Source organism: Nocardioides daejeonensis (genome assembly GCF_003194585.1).
Lineage (GTDB): Bacteria > Actinomycetota > Actinomycetes > Propionibacteriales > Nocardioidaceae > Nocardioides > Nocardioides daejeonensis.
Genome location: NZ_QHKZ01000002.1, coordinates 426,418 through 441,492, shown reverse-complemented (window position 1 = coordinate 441,492; position 15,075 = coordinate 426,418). Strand labels below are relative to the sequence as shown.

At 70.5% G+C, this 15,075-nt stretch carries 22 protein-coding genes and 1 riboswitch; of the genes, 17 read left to right on the top strand and 5 right to left on the bottom strand.

Annotated features, from left to right (window positions below; all coding sequences use genetic code 11):
- The first annotated feature begins 7 nt into the window (after nt 1-7).
- The gene (locus DNK54_RS06840) at nt 8-952 is read left to right on the top strand and encodes a carbon-nitrogen hydrolase family protein (protein WP_110206191.1); all 945 of its coding nucleotides are present in this window, start codon (nt 8-10) and stop codon (nt 950-952) included.
- Nucleotides 949-1,365, top strand: a complete 417-nt coding sequence (locus DNK54_RS06835) for a hypothetical protein (protein WP_204164450.1) — start codon at nt 949-951, stop codon at nt 1,363-1,365. The genes DNK54_RS06840 and DNK54_RS06835 overlap by 4 nt, the downstream gene beginning before the upstream one ends.
- Here the strand turns inward: DNK54_RS06835 and DNK54_RS06830 are convergent.
- The 3 genes from DNK54_RS06830 to DNK54_RS06820 form a co-directional block, all read right to left on the bottom strand.
- Nucleotides 1,337-1,990: a TetR/AcrR family transcriptional regulator gene (locus tag DNK54_RS06830; protein ID WP_110206190.1), complete on the bottom strand. Its 654-nt coding sequence runs from the start codon at nt 1,988-1,990 to the stop codon at nt 1,337-1,339. The two genes, DNK54_RS06835 and DNK54_RS06830, sit on opposite strands and share 29 nt — an antisense overlap.
- A 28-nt stretch (nt 1,991-2,018) precedes the next feature.
- On the bottom strand, nt 2,019-2,588 hold the full coding sequence (locus DNK54_RS06825) for a hypothetical protein (protein WP_110206189.1): 570 nt from the start codon (nt 2,586-2,588) through the stop codon (nt 2,019-2,021).
- A 102-nt stretch (nt 2,589-2,690) separates the two neighbouring features.
- On the bottom strand, nt 2,691-3,251 hold the full coding sequence (locus DNK54_RS06820) for a hypothetical protein (RefSeq protein ID WP_110206188.1): 561 nt from the start codon (nt 3,249-3,251) through the stop codon (nt 2,691-2,693).
- 171 nt (nt 3,252-3,422) lie between these two features.
- On the opposite strand from DNK54_RS06820, the gene DNK54_RS06815 reads away from it, so the two are divergent.
- From DNK54_RS06815 to DNK54_RS06780, 8 genes are all read left to right on the top strand, one after another.
- Nucleotides 3,423-3,827 carry a phage holin family protein gene (locus tag DNK54_RS06815; RefSeq protein WP_110206468.1) on the top strand — a complete coding sequence of 135 codons (405 nt, stop codon included), beginning with the start codon at nt 3,423-3,425 and terminating at the stop codon, nt 3,825-3,827.
- On the top strand, nt 3,824-4,078 hold the full coding sequence (locus DNK54_RS06810) for a DUF3618 domain-containing protein (protein WP_110206187.1): 255 nt from the start codon (nt 3,824-3,826) through the stop codon (nt 4,076-4,078). The genes DNK54_RS06815 and DNK54_RS06810 overlap by 4 nt, the downstream gene beginning before the upstream one ends.
- 23 nt (nt 4,079-4,101) lie before the next feature.
- A complete protein-coding gene (locus DNK54_RS06805; RefSeq protein WP_110206186.1) occupies nt 4,102-4,401 on the top strand; it encodes a DUF4235 domain-containing protein in 300 nt (99 codons plus the stop codon).
- A gap of 25 nt (nt 4,402-4,426) precedes the next feature.
- Nucleotides 4,427-4,939, top strand: a complete 513-nt coding sequence (locus tag DNK54_RS06800) for a hypothetical protein (protein WP_110206185.1) — start codon at nt 4,427-4,429, stop codon at nt 4,937-4,939.
- 4 nt (nt 4,940-4,943) lie between these two features.
- The gene (locus DNK54_RS06795; RefSeq protein WP_110206184.1) at nt 4,944-5,351 is read left to right on the top strand and encodes an HIT family protein; all 408 of its coding nucleotides are present in this window, start codon (nt 4,944-4,946) and stop codon (nt 5,349-5,351) included.
- Between the two features lie 38 nt (nt 5,352-5,389).
- Entirely contained in the window at nt 5,390-6,160 is a 771-nt protein-coding gene (locus DNK54_RS06790; RefSeq protein WP_110206183.1) for an SDR family NAD(P)-dependent oxidoreductase, read from the top strand.
- 196 nt (nt 6,161-6,356) lie between these two features.
- A riboswitch (cyclic di-AMP (ydaO/yuaA leader) is annotated at nt 6,357-6,537 on the top strand.
- Between the two features lie 4 nt (nt 6,538-6,541).
- The gene (locus tag DNK54_RS06785) at nt 6,542-7,123 is read left to right on the top strand and encodes a C40 family peptidase (protein WP_110206182.1); all 582 of its coding nucleotides are present in this window, start codon (nt 6,542-6,544) and stop codon (nt 7,121-7,123) included.
- A 106-nt stretch (nt 7,124-7,229) separates the two neighbouring features.
- On the top strand, nt 7,230-8,237 hold the full coding sequence (locus DNK54_RS06780; protein WP_110206181.1) for a DUF3048 domain-containing protein: 1,008 nt from the start codon (nt 7,230-7,232) through the stop codon (nt 8,235-8,237).
- Nucleotides 8,238-8,267: 30 nt separating this feature from the next.
- On the opposite strand, the gene DNK54_RS06775 is transcribed toward DNK54_RS06780, so the two are convergent.
- Nucleotides 8,268-8,963 carry a TetR/AcrR family transcriptional regulator gene (locus tag DNK54_RS06775; RefSeq protein ID WP_110206180.1) on the bottom strand — a complete coding sequence of 232 codons (696 nt, stop codon included), beginning with the start codon at nt 8,961-8,963 and terminating at the stop codon, nt 8,268-8,270.
- 129 nt (nt 8,964-9,092) lie between these two features.
- Between DNK54_RS06775 and DNK54_RS06770 the strand changes: the two genes are divergently transcribed.
- From DNK54_RS06770 to DNK54_RS06740, 7 genes are all read left to right on the top strand, one after another.
- Nucleotides 9,093-9,617: a hypothetical protein gene (locus tag DNK54_RS06770; RefSeq protein WP_110206179.1), complete on the top strand. Its 525-nt coding sequence runs from the start codon at nt 9,093-9,095 to the stop codon at nt 9,615-9,617.
- A 156-nt stretch (nt 9,618-9,773) separates the two neighbouring features.
- A complete protein-coding gene (locus tag DNK54_RS06765) occupies nt 9,774-10,325 on the top strand; it encodes a YqgE/AlgH family protein (RefSeq protein ID WP_110206178.1) in 552 nt (183 codons plus the stop codon).
- 58 nt (nt 10,326-10,383) lie between these two features.
- Nucleotides 10,384-10,605, top strand: a complete 222-nt coding sequence (locus tag DNK54_RS06760) for a DUF3039 domain-containing protein (RefSeq protein ID WP_239459991.1) — start codon at nt 10,384-10,386, stop codon at nt 10,603-10,605.
- Nucleotides 10,602-12,389: a DEAD/DEAH box helicase gene (locus DNK54_RS06755; protein WP_110206177.1), complete on the top strand. Its 1,788-nt coding sequence runs from the start codon at nt 10,602-10,604 to the stop codon at nt 12,387-12,389. The genes DNK54_RS06760 and DNK54_RS06755 overlap by 4 nt, the downstream gene beginning before the upstream one ends.
- 32 nt (nt 12,390-12,421) lie before the next feature.
- Nucleotides 12,422-13,057 carry an IclR family transcriptional regulator gene (locus DNK54_RS06750; RefSeq protein ID WP_110206176.1) on the top strand — a complete coding sequence of 212 codons (636 nt, stop codon included), beginning with the start codon at nt 12,422-12,424 and terminating at the stop codon, nt 13,055-13,057.
- A 110-nt stretch (nt 13,058-13,167) separates the two neighbouring features.
- On the top strand, nt 13,168-13,680 hold the full coding sequence (locus tag DNK54_RS06745; protein ID WP_239459966.1) for a SigE family RNA polymerase sigma factor: 513 nt from the start codon (nt 13,168-13,170) through the stop codon (nt 13,678-13,680).
- Nucleotides 13,664-14,587 carry a hypothetical protein gene (locus tag DNK54_RS06740; protein WP_162602327.1) on the top strand — a complete coding sequence of 308 codons (924 nt, stop codon included), beginning with the start codon at nt 13,664-13,666 and terminating at the stop codon, nt 14,585-14,587. Before DNK54_RS06745 ends, DNK54_RS06740 begins: the two co-directional genes overlap by 17 nt.
- On the opposite strand, the gene DNK54_RS06735 is transcribed toward DNK54_RS06740, so the two are convergent.
- Nucleotides 14,578-15,060 carry an Lrp/AsnC family transcriptional regulator gene (locus DNK54_RS06735; protein WP_110206173.1) on the bottom strand — a complete coding sequence of 161 codons (483 nt, stop codon included), beginning with the start codon at nt 15,058-15,060 and terminating at the stop codon, nt 14,578-14,580. The two genes, DNK54_RS06740 and DNK54_RS06735, sit on opposite strands and share 10 nt — an antisense overlap.
- Nucleotides 15,061-15,075: the final 15 nt, after the last annotated feature.

The following is a 15,075-nucleotide window of genomic DNA, read 5'->3' as shown; positions in this document are numbered from 1 at the left end:
TTCAATTATGAACGAGACTTCAAACAAGGTGCGGGTGGCAGCCATCCAGCTGGACGCCGCGCTCGGAGACAGCGACCGGTTCCTGGCCGACTCCGAACGCCTCGCGACGGCAGCCGCCTCGGAGGGCGCCGCCTGGGTCGTGCTCCCGGAGTTCTTCACGACGGGCATGGGCTTCGAGCCTCGAATCTCCCGATCCGCGCCCCCTGCGGAGGGTGAGCCGGCGGTGTTGCTGGCCCGGCTGGCGGCCGCGCACGGCATCCACATCGGCGGCTCCGCGCTGGTACGCGATGCCGACGGGCACGTGCGCAATGCCTTCTTCCTCTTCGGGCCCGATGGCCTGCTGGGCCGTCACGACAAGGACCTGCCGACGATGTGGGAGAGCGCCCTCTATGTGGGCGGCACCGATCCGGGCAGGTTCGACGCCGCGGGCCTCAGCATCGGGGTGGCGCTCTGCTGGGAGCTGATGCGGTCACAGACGGTCGCGCGGCTCGGCGGCCAGGTCGACCTGGTCCTCGGTGGCTCGGGCTGGTGGAGCATGCCCGACTGGCCCCTGCTGAGCGGCGTCGAACGGCGCAACCTGGCCCGGGCGAACGCCGCCCCGGCCGCGTTCGCCCGCCACGTCGGTGCGCCGGTGGTCCATGCGGCGCACGCGGGACGCGTCGAGTGCGACTTCCTCGGCACGCCGTTCCGCTATCGCGGTCGACTCGAGGGCGGCACGCAGGTCTGCGATGCAGACGGTCGCGTGCTCGCCTTCCGGGGCCGTGACGACGGGGCCGGGATCGTCACGGCCGACGTGCCTCTGGTACGCCGCCCACCCACCTTCGCCAGCGACCGCTTCTGGCTCCAGAAGCGCGGGGCCATCGCTGCTGCTGCCTGGGTCTACCACAACCGGGTCGGCCGCCGCTTCTACGAGCGCGCGCATCGCGCCCGGCTCGCCGAGGTGCAGCGGTGACAGAGCGGAAGGTGCCGTCGGCGCTGGTGGCCTCCGGGCTGACCGAGTTGGCGGTGAGCGCACTTTCAGGCTGGCTCTACAGCCTCGTGATCGCGGACAAGGAGCGTGCGCGAGCGCTCGGCATCGTCAGCGGGCCACGGGTCCGGCAGTGGCACCTGGATCTCGCGGCTCTCGGCACGGCCACGGTGGCGATGGGTGCTGCGGTGCCCGACGCGCCGCGGCCCTTGCAGACGGTCTTGGCTGCTGGAGCCTGGAGCAACGCGATGATGTTCCTGCCCCTTGCGTTTCGCCCGGAGTGGGCCGACGACCCGCGTTATCGCGCTGTGGCGGTCGGGTCGTTCGTCACGACGTCGGTCGGATTCGTGGGCTACGCGACCATGGCACTCAGCCGTCGACGCGCAACGCGTCGCTGAGCAGCCGGCGTCCGAGCGCGAGCGTCTGCTCGAGCTCCTCGTTGTCGATGCGGAGCCGGTCCTCGCGCAAGGAGAGGGCGATCACGCCGTTCCACGACCCCCAGAGGAAGCGGGTCAGCCGGGAGAGATCGAGGTCGGCCCTGATCTCCCCGGCAGCGACGCCTGCGGCAAGGTCGGCTTGGACCGCGCCGACAAGTGCCTCGACGCGGTCTGCGATCCGAGCCTCCACCTCCGGTTCGGCCTGTCCGGATCCTGGTTCGAGAACGCGCAGCGCGATCATCTGGAAAGCGCCCGGCTCCTCGAGGTGGAACCGCAGGTACGCCTCGCCGGCGGCGAGCACCCGCTCGAGTGGGCTCGAGAGCCGCTGTTCGGCGACCCGCGCCATCGCCTGCTCGTTGAGGTCGAGTGCCCTCTCGACCAAGGCCAGATAGAGACCCGCCTTGCTCTTGAAGTGGGAGTAGACCGAGCCGACGGAGACGTCGGCGATCTCTGCGATCTCCTCGATCGTCGTTGCCTGGACACCTCGGTCGCGAAACAGCCCCTCGGCGGCGTCCAGGATCGCGGAGGCGGTCCGGGCCTTCCGGCGCGCGCCACGGCTGGTGCTGGCAACGGGTTCCGTGCTCACCCGCCGAACTCTAGCCGCGTACTTCCACCTAGCCGACGATCCGCGCGCTGGCCCGGTCCCGCGCCCAGAGCCGGTCCTCGGTGCCCCACAGGCCGACTGCCGTCGTCACCTTGAAGCGGGTGGCGCCGGGAAGCGGTGTGCACTGGTGCGGCACCTTGACGCTGATGGTGTTGGTGGCGCGCTTGAGCTTGAAGGCGGAGACCTCGCACACATCGTCCTTGCCGGCCATGGTGACGAACGAGCCTAGGCGTGGTTTGTGGGTGAAGTGCGCGGCCCCGAGTTCCTGACCGGTGTCGTCTCTGAACGACACGGCGAAGATCTGGTCGTACGTGCTCCTGCTCGCAGCGAGCTTCTTCACCCTGATGTCGATGCGGTAGTAGTCGTAGAGCACCACGAGCTTCGCGTTGCGGATGTCGATCTGCTTGCGGACGGCCCGGGACGGGCCCTTCTGCGTCGAGCCGAGCAGCTTCACGTCGTGCCGCCTGTCCTTGGCGCTCGCGATGGCGTCACCGGGCAGTGCTTCGGCGGGCGTCGTCCCTCCCCACAGGAGGGCGGTGGTGGCCAGCAGGGCCACCGTACGGCGGATCGTTGCGCTCATCTTCGACTCCTTCGTCGCGGTCGGGCGGCGACTGCCGCGCGCACACTCACTGGACGCGAACTGGCTGAGGGAGGTTGCATCAGCTCAAGAACCCCTCACGATTCAAGACAGACTCACGGCGGCGGCGCCTACCACGCCGGACAGATGTTTCTGGTCGTCGCGATAGTCCACCTCCACGCAGAGCTGCTCGCCGACGTCGCGCACGGTCAGGGTGCCGGCCATCCCGGTTGCGTCGGTGAGGTCCGAGCCCTCCTGGCGGGCGGACGCGACGTAGACGAGGTCCCCGAACTCGTTGCTTGCAGGCACGATGGCACCCGCGGCGATCGGCGGAGGCACGGAGTCGGCGTTGAAGACAGTGATGGCGATGGTGGCGGTGGTCGCGTCTGGGGCGAACTCCGGCCCCGTCACGAGTCCTACGGGCGCCATGTCGATCGGAGAGTCGGCGGCCCACAGCGTGTAGGCGCTGCCGCCGCCGAGCGAGACGGCGCCGGCCTCCTTCAGGACGACTGGCTCGGAGCCGACCGTGGTGAGGGTCAGGTCGGTCGCGCAGGCGACCGCCTCCGTGGGGGCGGCCTGGGCGTCTTCGGAGCGCCGGTCCTCATCGTCGCAACCGGCCAGGACCGGGATGAGAAGCACGGCAAGAGCAGTGGAGAGCGAGCGCATCGCGGAAGTATGCCCGAATTGTTCAGCTGCGTCGAGGGCGCTCGGCGGGGCCGGAACGTACTCGGCCGGCGCGCTTCTCTCATGGGCTGTGGCTCGACGGGTACCGCGACGCAGACCGGGGTGTGCTCGATGGATCCCGGGATGGACGGAGAACCTGAGGACGGAGGAGAGATGAGCGCGAAGACGACCACAACGGCCTCGGACCCGAGCACCGGGGAGCTGCTGGCCGCGTTCAGCGAGCAAGCCGGCGAGCTGGTGCGCCAAGAGCTGCGTCTCGCCCAGGCGGAGATGAAGCAGAAGGGCAGGGGGCTGGGGGCGGGCATCGGGATGCTCGGCGGCTCGGGAGCGCTGGCCGTCTACGGGATCGGGGTGCTGCTCGCAGCGGCTGTGCTCGGTCTTGCCACGGCGATGCCCGGCTGGCTGGCTGCGCTCATCGTGGGTGCCGTGCTGCTCGCCGTCGCAGGCATCGCCGCCTTGATCGGGAAGTCCCGGATCACCGAGGCGGTCCCGCCCACACCCGAACGGACCATCAGCAACGTCCAGGAGGACGTCGCCACCCTGAGGAGGCAGCAGTGAGCACCCCCGAAGAGATCCAGGCAGGGATCGAGAGGCAGCGCGAGCAGATGGCCGAGACCGTCGACGCCCTGGCCGCCAAGCTGGACGTGCCCCAGCGCGCCCGGGAGAAGGCCGACGAGGTGCGTGGTGCTGCCGTCGACGCCGCAGCCGACGTCCGGAGCACGGCAGCCGAGCGGCCAGGAGTGACAGGGGCGGTCGCGGTGGGCGTGCTTGCGGTGATCGGCCTGCTCGTCTGGTGGCGTCGTCGGTGAACGCGCGCGGTGAGGGGAGAACGATGTCTCGACACGAACAGTCCACCAGTACGAGCGCGAAGGTGCTCTACAAGCCGGTCGGCCTGGCCAGCAGTGTGCTGGCAGGTGTCGTGGCCGGTCAGGTCTTCAAGCAGGTCTGGAAGCGCGCCTCGCCCGGGGAGACCAGTGACCCACCTCGGGCGCTGGAGTCGGAGTACGCGCTACGTGAGGTGATCGTCGCCGCGGCAGTGCAGGGCGCGATCTTCGCTGCCGTCAAGGCGCTGGTCGACCGTGGCGGTGCCCGCGCGTTCGAGCGCTGGACGGGGGAGTGGCCCGGCGACTGAGGCGGCGGGGTGGAACGATGCCCTCGTGGATCTCCTGTACCTCGCGCAGTGGCTCGGCTGCCTCGCAGCACTGACCGGAGGAACGGCGGTGCTCTGGTACGCCGACAGCCTCCCGGTGCACCGTGCTCCCGTGCGCTGGACCGGGACCGTGCTCGCCGTCGGCCTGCTGATCGCGACGCTGGGCCTCTGGCTCGTCATGGCAGGAGAGGCGACACGCTCAGCCCTCGTCGATCGGGCACACGAGGTCGGCGGGGCCGTGCAACTGGTCGCGCTGGCCTTCCTCGTCCTCTTCCACACGATGGCGCACCCCGAGGGAGTTGCGCGCTGGTACGCGCGCGGCGCGAGCCTGCTCTGCCTCGGCTTCGGCTTCGTCCTCGGAGCGGGCGCCCAGGTGGCGTTCCCTGCCGTCGCCTGGTCGAGGTCGGACTGGCTGCAGTGGACCTTCTTCGCGGTCACCGGCATCGCGATGCACTGCGCTCTCGTCTCGCGAGGGACCGACGCATCGCGCGACGCACCGCCCGCGCACGCTCTAACGTGAGCGGATGGACTGCGTCTTCTGTTCGATCATCCACGGTGAGGCCGATGCCGAGGTGGTGCTCGACGAGCCCGAGCTGCTGGCCTTCCTCGACCGTCGCCCGGTCTTCAAGGGGCACGTCCTGCTGGTGCCCAGGACGCATGTCGTGACGCTGCCCGACCTGCCCGCCGCCCTGCGCGAGCCGTTCCTGGAGGCCGCCCAGCGGCTGGCGTCCGCGGTCGTCTCCGGCCTTGGCGCCCAAGGCTCCTTCGTGGCGATGAACAACGTGGTCTCGCAGTCCGTCCCTCATCTCCATCTTCATGTGGTGCCACGCACGAAGGGCGATGGCCTGCGGGGTTTCTTCTGGCCGCGCCACTCGTACGACGACGGTGAAGCGGCGACCTACGCGGAGCGGATCCGAGCGGCTTTGGTTTGATGTCACCACATAGCGGATGAGAGCTGAGGAGACACGAGATGGGTCGTTTCGACGGACGAGTAGCGGTGATCACCGGTGCTGCGCGAGGTATCGGGTTCGGCACCGCCGAGCGGTTCGCCCAGGAGGGGGCCGCAGTCGCGATCATCGACCTCGATGAGGCGGCGGCGACCGAGGCCGCGTCCCGCCTGGAGGGCTCGGTGCCCGGCGCCAAGGCGATCGGCGTCGGTGCCGACGTCGCGAACGCCGACTCCGTCGATGCTGCGATCGCTCGCGTGGTCAGCGACCTGGGTGGCATCCACATCCTGGTGAACAACGCCGGCATCACCCGCGACAACCTGCTCTTCAAGATGACCGAGCTCGACTGGGACCTGGTCATGGGCGTCCACCTCAAGGGCGCCTTCCTGATGACGAAGGCCGCTCAGAAGCACTTCGTCGAGCAGAAGTACGGCAAGATCGTCAACATCTCCAGCATCTCGGCGCTGGGCAACCGTGGCCAGGCCAACTACTCCGCGGCCAAGATGGGCGTCCAGGGTTTCACCCGGACGCTCGGCATCGAGCTCGGCCCCTTCGGCATCAACGCCAACGCGGTTGCGCCGGGCTTCATCGCCACCGAGATGACCGATGCGACTGCCGCGCGGTTGAAGCTCGACGTGGAGGAGTTCCGCCGGCTCAGCGCCGAGCAGAACCCGGTGCGGCGGGTGGGCTTCCCGGCCGACATCGCGGCCGCGGTGACCTTCCTGGCGAGTGACGAGGCGTCGTACATCACCGGGCAGACGCTCTATGTCGACGGCGGAGTGACGCTCGGCTGAGGGCGTGAGACGGGTCACGCTCCGAGCGTGATCCGCACCGTGGAAACGGGTGTGACGGCGTACGTCACACCCGTTTTCGCTTGTTCTGGTTTGAAATCCGGCCCCGGATCCACCTAGCGTCCCGCAGCGGCGCCGCTCCCGAGTGGGTGCCCTCTACAACTGAACAACGTGACCGCGGTTCCGCCGAGTCCTGCCCGCCACGGTCACGTCCAAGCCATCGACATCACGGGCAGGAGTGGGGGACCCACAGGTTCCACGCGGCCAGGTCCACGGACCGCGGCCGCTCGGGGTGAAGCCGGTACTCGCGCCAGCGGGGACGGCAGGGCACTTTCCGGCCCTAACCCGACAGCTCACCTCACAGGCGTGGGAAAGGAACTCCTCATGCTCGCGTCCTCGCGACTTCTGCTGCTGCCTGCTCGGGTGCTGCTCACCATCCTGCTCATCGGCCTGACCTTCGTCTCGGTCGCTCCGGCCAAGGCGGCTCCGGCTTCCGACGACTCCTCGTCCTCGCTCGAGACCGACCTGGCTACCCGCAAGGGACACGAGGCCGGTGCCGCCAAGCCCGGCCAGCTCGGCATCCGGCCACCCGCATCGCCCACCGTCCGGGCTCTCGGCGTCGCCCGCAAGCAGGTCGGCGACCCCTATCGGTACGGCGCGGCCGGCCCGCACGCTTTCGACTGCTCGGGCCTGCTCTACTTCAGCTTCCGTGCGGCGGGATTCCGGGCGATCCCGCGCACCTCGGGAGCGCAGGCCTCGTTCGCGCGCCGCATCCCGCGCTCCGCGATGCGACCGGGTGACCTGATGTTCTTCTACGGCAGCGGCGGCGTCTACCACGCCGGCATCTTCGCGGGCCGCAAGGCGGGCAAGGTCGTGATGCTGCATGCGCCCAGCACCGGCAAGCGCGTCTCCTACGCGGTGCCGTGGACGAACTCCTGGTTCGCTGCGACGCTGCGCAAGCGCTGAGGCCACGCTCACGCTCGAGTGTGTAGGGCGCGCCTCCCCCGGCAGGGGAGGTCGCGCCTGCACACTTCTAGGCGAAACTTCCCCCGAGAACTCCTGAGGAGATCCCGTGCGTGCCTTGCGCCCCACCATCGCTGCCGTTGCCCTTGCCAGCCTCGTGCTGGCCGGTTGCGGGGGAGAGGACGGGGGCGGCGACTCCGGTGACAAGAGCAACCCGAAGGGTCAGGGCACCGAGCAGGTGCTGAACAGCACCTGGCCGCTGACCGGTCTCGAGGTCGCGGACGGCAAGTCCTCCAGCCTGACCCGGCCGGTGCTGGTGGCCAAGATCGACAACACGGCCTCGAGCGCTCCCCAGGTCGGCCTGGGCACCGCTGACCTGGTGGTGGAAGAGCTGGTGGAGGGCGGCTTGACCCGCCTGGCCGTCTTCTTCTACTCCAAGCTGCCTGACGTCGCGGGCCCGATCCGCTCGATGCGTGCCTCCGACATCGGCATCGTGAAGCCGGTCGCAGGTCAGATGGTCACCAGCGGCGCGGCTGGACAGACCATCGCCCGGCTCAACGCTGCCGGGGTCAAGTTCCACCAGGAAGGGGCGACGGGCCTCTACCGCGAAGGGTCGAGGCGCGCGCCCTACAACGTGATGGCCAACCTCAACGAGGTGGCCAAGAGCGCCAAGGTGGCCGAGCACCGCCCGAAGGACTACCTGCCCTGGGGCAGCGCCGACGAGTTGCCGAAGGGGCGTCCGGCCACCAGCATCTCGGCCGACTTCGGCAGCCACACGACGACCTGGGCGTTCGAGGACGGCCACTACGTCAACAAGAACACTTACGCGGCCGCTGACGACCAGTTCCTCGCCGACTCGGTGCTGGTGTTGCAGGTGCAGATCGGTGACGCGGGCTATCGCGACCCGGCCGGCAACCCGGTGCCGGAGACGAAGCTCGAGGGCACAGGGCCGGCCACGTTGTTCCACAACGGGCGCGTCATCCGCGGCACCTTCGAGAAGGACGGGCTCTCCGGCGTCATCACGCTCAAGACCAAGGCCGGCGAGCTCAAGGTCCCGGCTGGGCGGGTGTGGCTCGAGCTGGTGCCGCGCGACCGTGGCGGCGTCACCTTCAACTGAGCGACAGGGGCTGTTCGCGCCTCCGGCGGCTCACGCTTCGGCGTCGGCTCCGGAGGTGGGGCCTACGGTGAGCTCGACACCCTGGTCGACCAGGGCCCGGATCCCGGAGAGGATCAGGCCGATCGCGGCCTCCACCCGTGCGCTGGCCAGCTCTGGATCGGTCGCCGTGGCGACGCTCTCTCCGGCGCTGTTGAGCGCTCCATGGAAGATCCGCGCGAACGTGTCGACCATGGGTTCGTCGAGCTCCCAGTCGCCAGCGCGAAGCACGTTGCGGACGATGTCGAGCACGATCGCGTAGGAGGAGCGCTGCTCCTGCTCGCGGTAGCGCTCGTAGCCGAGGACCGCGGGCCCTTCCTGCATGACCACCCGTCGGTAGCCGGGGTCCTGGACGGCGGTGAGGAAGGCGCGCAGCGCTTCGCGGGACTTGTCCCACGGGTCCCGTGAGCCGCGGACGGCCTTGGTGATCGACTTCGAAGCCGTCTGCTCGAGCTGCTCGAAGACCGCCTCGAAGAGCGCCTGCTTGCCGCTGTAGTGGTGGTAGAGCGCGCCCTTGGTGACCTTCGCCTGCGACACGATCGCGTCGAGCGAGGTGGCGGCGTACCCGCGTTGCGTGAAGAGCTGCCGAGCCGCCTCGACGAGAGCCTTGCGGGTCGATGCGGAGTACTGCTGCCGACGACTCGCCCCGGGGATCTCGGACAACAGGCGCTTGGCAGCGGATTTGCTCATGCCGGCCAGTCTAAAACGAGACATACCGTCGGTGTGCCAGAGGTCACGCACGGCGCGCTTGGGTACCGACGGTATGTGTCCGTACTCTGAGTACGTACTGGCGGTATGTGAACTGAGAGGACGAACACCATGACCTGGCATACCTTTCACCGCCGCGGCGACGTGCTCCGCGCCGTCGTCAACGAGGCGAATCTGCGCTGCGACGGCGTCCTACCGAGCGACGTCCCGGGTGTGAGCGAGACCTTCGCCGACGACCTCGACCTGATCGGGAGCCTGCAGCTGCGTTGGCACACGGCCCTGGCCGGCCACATCGAGACGGCGTTGGGCGAGCAGCCCGACGATCTCGAGGAGGCGGTCATGCAGGCGTGGCGTGATGCTGCGGACGCACTCCCCGGCGTGCGCGCCGTGCTCGACGCCCGACGCGTCGAGCCCGGTAGCGACCGCATCGCCGCGGCCATGCTGACCGCGACCGCGAAGGAGCACCAGATGCTGGCGCTCATGGCCGGCCGCGCCTCCCATCTCGACGTGGAGGAGCGGGGCACCCGAGTGGGTGCCCAGCTGGAGCGGACTGCTCGTGAAGGACACGAGCTGCGGGGCCACGTCGCGCAGCCGCGTACCTTCCTCGACCGGATCAAGGCGGCTCTCGTCGCCTGATCGACCCCGTCTGCGACCGACCCATCCCGCGCCGCGGTCTCCCCGACCGCACTCCCTCCCTCCCGCGCGGGGTGGGTCGGCCGCTCTCGTCCAGTGCTGCCCTGCCGACGGTCGCGCTGTGCAGAGCGGTGCCGGGTGACCTCCTATCCTCGAAGCATGGAGCCGAGAGCCGGTGCGTTGCTGGTCGCCACCGCGGAGTTGCGCGATCCGCACTTCGCCGGTTCGGTGGTGTTGCTGCTCGACTGTGACGACGAAGGCGCCCTGGGGGTCGTGCTCACCCAGCCCACGCCGGCGCGCGTCGGCGACGTGCTTCCGGAGTGGCGTGGTCCGTTGGCTGCCGCCGCCGTGCACCGCGGCGGTCCGGTCGGGACCGACGGAGCGCTCGGAGTGGGGCGGCTGGCCGACGCCTCGGCCGCCCCGCCGGGGTGGCGGCCATGCTTCGACGACGTCGGCCTGGTCGACCTCGACGCCCCCGTCGAGCTGGTCAGCGATGCGCTGGCCGACCTGCGTGTCTTCGCCGGCTACTCCGGCTGGGGCGCCGAGCAGTTGCGAGGAGAGATCGAGGAGGGCAGCTGGTACGTCGTGCCCTCCCGCACCGGCGACCCCTTCCGGCCCGACGTCCAGCACCTGCGGCGCGACGTGCTCCGGCGGCAGCCAGGAGAGCTCGCCTGGGTCTCGACCCGGCCCGCCGACCCCCACCAGAACTGAGCATTGACGTAGAGTGTCAGCCGTGAGCACCCCTTTCGGATTCGGTCAGACGGACGTCCTGGAGGACCGGCGGACGGTCCCCGTCGACGAAGGTGACCACGAGCGGTTCTCCCACTACGCGCCCAAGGACAAGGTCACCGAGGCGATGGTGATGGGTACCCCTGTCACCGCGCTCTGCGGCAAGGTGTGGGTGCCGAACCGGTCGCCGGAGAAGTTCCCGGTCTGCCCGATGTGCAAAGAGATCTACGAGAGCCTGCCGCTCGGCGGGGATGGCGAGTGACGGGTCGGCCCGAGGCCGCCGCACCGCACGCACTCACTCCGGCCTGGCCGGACCGTGCCGCCTGGGGGACGGCCCGTTCGCTGCGTGCCTGGCAGGCGGCTGCCATGGAGAAGTACCTCGCGGAGTCGCCCCGTGACTTCCTCGCCGTCGCGACGCCAGGGGCCGGCAAGACCACCTTCGCACTGACGGTCGCTGCCGAGCTCCTCGGCCGACGCATCGTCGACCGCGTCACCATCGTGGCCCCGACCGAGCACCTCAAGATCCAGTGGGCCGAGGCTGCTGGCCGGGCCGGCATCCCGATCGACCCGACCTACGCCGCCGGCCAGGGTAAGGCGTCCAAGGACTTCGTGGGAATCGCGGTCACCTACGCCGGAGTCGCGGTCAACCCGCTGGCCTTCCGGCTCCGGACCGAGCGGTTCAAGACGCTGGTCATCCTCGACGAGGTGCACCACGCCGGCGACGCGCTCTCCTGGGGCGACGGCATCCGAGAGGCCTTCGACCCGGCGCACCGCCGGTTGGCCCTGACCGGCACTCCCTTCCGCTCTGACATCAACCCGATCCCGTTCGTGCGCTACCTCCCCGACGAGGAGGGCGTGCCGCGCTCGGAGGCGGACTTCACCTACGGCTACGCCCATGCGCTCGCCGACCATGTCGTCCGCCCGGTGCTCTTCATGGCCTACTCGGGCGAGATGCAGTGGCGTACCCGGGCCGGTGACGAGATCGTCGCCCGGCTGGGAGAACCGCTCACGAAGGACCAGCACGCGCACGCCCTGCGCACCGCGCTGGATCCGCAGGGCGCCTGGATGCCGTCGGTGCTGCAAGCCGCCGACAAACGGCTCTCCGAGGTACGCCGCCACGTGCCGGACGCGGGTGGGCTGGTGATCGCCAGCGACCAGGAGTCGGCCCGGGCCTACGCGAAGCTGCTCCGCTCGATCAGCGGTGAGGCGCCCACCGTGGTCCTCTCGGACGAGAAGGCGGCCTCGAAGAAGATCTCGAAGTTCTCCGAGGACACCTCGCGCTGGATGGTCGCGGTCCGGATGGTCTCCGAAGGTGTCGACGTGCCGCGGCTGGCGGTCGGTGTCTACGCGACGACCACTTCCACCCCGCTCTTCTTCGCCCAGGCCGTCGGACGCTTCGTGCGGGCCCGGAAGCGGGGAGAGACCGCCTCGGTCTTCCTGCCGTCGGTGCCGCACCTGCTGGAGCACGCCTCCGCGCTGGAGATGGAGCGGGACCACGCGCTCGGGCGTCCGGTGCGCGACGAGGGCGACATCTTCGCCGCCGAGCAGGGCCTGATCGACCAGGCCAACGCTGGCGAGGGCGCATCCGACGACCTGCTCGGCAACTTCGAGGCGCTCGGCAGCCAGGCGACCTTCGACCGTGTGCTCTACGACGGGGGCGAGTTCGGTCACGCCGGCGAGGTGCACGTCGGCTCCGAGGAGGAGATGGACTTCCTCGGCATCCCGGGACTTCTGGAGCCCGACCAGGTGCGCGACCTGCTGCGCACGCGGCAGTCGGAGCGCGCCGCCAAGCAGAAGGCCGCGAAGCCGACGATGCCGGCCGACACGGTCGAGCAGGTGACCACCCACGAGCAGCTGGCCGTGCTGCGCCGCGAGCTCAACGGCCTGGTCGCGGCCTGGCACCACCGCACCGGCCAGGCTCACGGCATCACGCATGCCGAGCTGCGCAAGAAGTGTGGCGGTCCCGCAGCCGCGGTCGCGACGGCCGACCAGCTCCGTCAGCGGATCGACATGATCCGGGACTGGGCGCTGCGGCGTACCTCCTGAGCGTCGCGAGCAGGCTCGTCTACCCTGAGCGCGTGCCCGCCGAGACCTCCCAGACCCTGGACCGGGGACTCCGGGTGCTCCGTGCGCTGGCGGAGTCCGCCTCTGGCCTGACCGTCACCGAGCTCGCTGCCGAGGTAGGCGTCAACCGCACCGTCGTCTACCGGCTCGTCACGACACTGGAGGCGCATGCGCTCGTCCGCCGGGACGCGTCCGGACGCCTGCACGTGGGCCTCGGCGTGCTGCAGCTGGGCGCCGGGCTGCAGCCGGCGCTTCGTGAGGCGGCGGCGCCGGTCCTGCGGGCGCTCGCAGAGGCGACCGGCTGCACCGCGCATCTCACGGTGGCCGACGGCGAGGAGTCGATCGCGCTGGCCGTCGTCGAGCCCACCTGGACCGACTTCCACGTCTCCTACCGCGTCGGCGCTCGCCATCCGATCAGCCGTGGCGCGGCGGGCCGGGCCATCCTGGTCGGCCGCCGGGGCGAGGCGGAGTACGCCGTCACGACCGGCGAGCTCCAGCCCGGGGCCAAGGGTCTCGCCGCGCCAGTGCTCGGCATCCCGGGCCTGGAGGCCTCCGTCGGCGTCGTCACACTCGGCCCGCTGGAGGTCGAGCGTCTCGCGCCCGAGGTGGTCCGGGCGGCCCGCGACCTCGCTGCTCGCCTCGCTCCCTGAGCAGGTGTCGGGGTTCGCAGCAGGCCACGGCGCCATACGTACCGAGGCGATCCGCAAGACGCTCGCAACACGAACCGGCCGGGCGGCGTTGTAGGGGCATGGAGGTAGTGGTGGAGCACGAGGGCACGGCCCCGGTCGACTTCGACGGGTGGGTCGCGGCACGCGGCCCCGCGCTGCTTCGCCTCGCCCGGCGCTTGACGGCAGACCCCGCCGACGCGGAGGACGTGGTGCAGGAGGCTCTGGCCCGCGCGCTGGTGCGGTGGGAGCGGATCAGCCGCGTGGAGGACGTCGACGCCTACGTCACGCGCATGGTGGTGAACGCGCACACCTCGTGGTGGCGACGGTTCCGACGGCGGGAGCAGCCGGTGCCGACGCCGGAGGAGAAGGGCAGCGGGGCCGGGGCCGCCGACGACACGATGGCATACGACGAGCGCGACCGCCTCCGGGAGGCGGTGCGACGGCTGCCCGCCGAGCAACGGGTCGCGGTGGTGCTGCGCTATTACGAGCAGCGGGAGTACGCCGAGATCGCCGCATTGACCGGCGTACGCGAGGGCACCGTCCGTTCCCGGGTCTCCCGTGGGATAGCGGTGCTCCGGAGGGAGTGGGGTGAGCAGGATGGATGAGTTCGAGCGACGACTGACCGAGGCGCTGGCCGACGAGGGGAGCCCCTCGGATCGGTCCCGCGATCTGGCAGCGGGCGCGCGGCGGGTCGCCCGCGCACGTCGTGGACGACGACGTACGACGCTGGGTGTCGTCGCTGCCTCCACCCTCGTCGTCGCGGTCGTCGGCGGGCAGTGGTGGAGTGAGGCCGGGCAAGGTGGGGACCCGGGGCCCGGCGAGACGGGGCGTGGCGAAGAGCCGGTGGCTCCCGGGCCTCGGGTGACGTGTGTCCAGGACGGCGCCTGGCCGGTGGCTGCCATGGCCGGAGGCGAAGGGAAGCTGTCGGCGGCGGAGGACGCCCGGGTCCGCGGCGCCTTCGCCGACCTGCTCGACGAGGCGCCGTTGGACGCACCCCCGGAGCTGCGGAGCCGCGGAGCGCTCAAGGCGCACTACGTGGTGCTGCTCCATGGCCCCGACGACTTGGTGCTCGGGCTGGGGGAGTGGAGCGAGCAGGGGCCGGGCGCACAAGCCATGGTGCTCTCCTTGGCGCGGCACGGAGACTCCTGGCAGCCCGACGGCTGGGGCGACTGCCAGCTCCGCGTCGTCACGCGGCCCGGGCAGGAGCGGGTCGAGCTGACCGCTCCAACCGGCGGTGTCGACACGACCGGCCGCACGATCACCCTGCTTGCGACCGAGCGTCAGTGCAGCAGCGCCCGGGACGTGACGGCGTACCTGTCGGAGCCGGAGGTGGTCGAGACCGACGACGAGGTGCGCGTGGTGATCACCGCCGAGGAGGTGACCGGGGCGGCGACCTGCCCGGGGAACCCGCCGGTGGAGGTGGCTCTCACCCTCGACCGTCCGCTGGGGAGCCGGAGGATCGTGGACGCCGGCGCCTGGCCACCCGTCACCCTGGAGACCGCTCAGCCCTGATCGGTCACAGCGGCGTGGGCCAGCGGGCGCAGTCGCCGCGGCACCTGTGTGGCCAGCGCGATGACGGTGGCGGAGCGGACGATGGCGGGTTCGGCGAGCACCTTGTCGATCACTCGCTGCAGGTCAGGATTGGAGCGGGCCACGACGCGGCACCACAGATCGCCGGCGCCGGTGATCGTGCAGGCCTCGATCACCTCGGGGATCCGGGCCAGGTGGTCGGCCACCCGGTCGTGTCCGCTGGTGGGCGAGGCCTCCTGGCGGATCTCCAGGGTGAGGAAGGCGGTCACCGGATAGCCCATCGCGGCCGGCTCGAGGTCCGGACCCCAGCCGGTGACGACGCCGGCTGCGGCGAGGCGGTCCAGGCGGGCCTGCACGGTGCCCCGGGCGATGCCGAGACGTCGCGACGCCTCGAGGACGCCGACCCGGGGCTCCTCAGCGAAGAGATCGATCAACGTGACATCCAACTGGTCCATCGTTCGCCTCCGTGG

Bases quoted from the DNA above. Each gene is read 5' to 3' on its own strand.
- DNK54_RS06840 (WP_110206191.1), top strand. From the start codon at position 8: ATGAACGAGACTTCAAACAAGGTGCGGGTGGCAGCCATCCAGCTGGAC.
- DNK54_RS06825 (WP_110206189.1), bottom strand. From the start codon at position 2,588: ATGAGCGCAACGATCCGCCGTACGGTGGCCCTGCTGGCCACCACCGCC.
- DNK54_RS06820 (WP_110206188.1), bottom strand. From the start codon at position 3,251: ATGCGCTCGCTCTCCACTGCTCTTGCCGTGCTTCTCATCCCGGTCCTG.
- DNK54_RS06815 (WP_110206468.1), top strand. From the start codon at position 3,423: ATGAGCGCGAAGACGACCACAACGGCCTCGGACCCGAGCACCGGGGAG.
- DNK54_RS06805 (WP_110206186.1), top strand. From the start codon at position 4,102: ATGTCTCGACACGAACAGTCCACCAGTACGAGCGCGAAGGTGCTCTAC.
- DNK54_RS06795 (WP_110206184.1), top strand. From the start codon at position 4,944: ATGGACTGCGTCTTCTGTTCGATCATCCACGGTGAGGCCGATGCCGAG.
- DNK54_RS06790 (WP_110206183.1), top strand. From the start codon at position 5,390: ATGGGTCGTTTCGACGGACGAGTAGCGGTGATCACCGGTGCTGCGCGA.
- DNK54_RS06785 (WP_110206182.1), top strand. From the start codon at position 6,542: ATGCTCGCGTCCTCGCGACTTCTGCTGCTGCCTGCTCGGGTGCTGCTC.
- DNK54_RS06775 (WP_110206180.1), bottom strand. From the start codon at position 8,963: ATGAGCAAATCCGCTGCCAAGCGCCTGTTGTCCGAGATCCCCGGGGCG.
- DNK54_RS06770 (WP_110206179.1), top strand. From the start codon at position 9,093: ATGACCTGGCATACCTTTCACCGCCGCGGCGACGTGCTCCGCGCCGTC.
- DNK54_RS06765 (WP_110206178.1), top strand. From the start codon at position 9,774: ATGGAGCCGAGAGCCGGTGCGTTGCTGGTCGCCACCGCGGAGTTGCGC.
- DNK54_RS06735 (WP_110206173.1), bottom strand. From the start codon at position 15,060: ATGGACCAGTTGGATGTCACGTTGATCGATCTCTTCGCTGAGGAGCCC.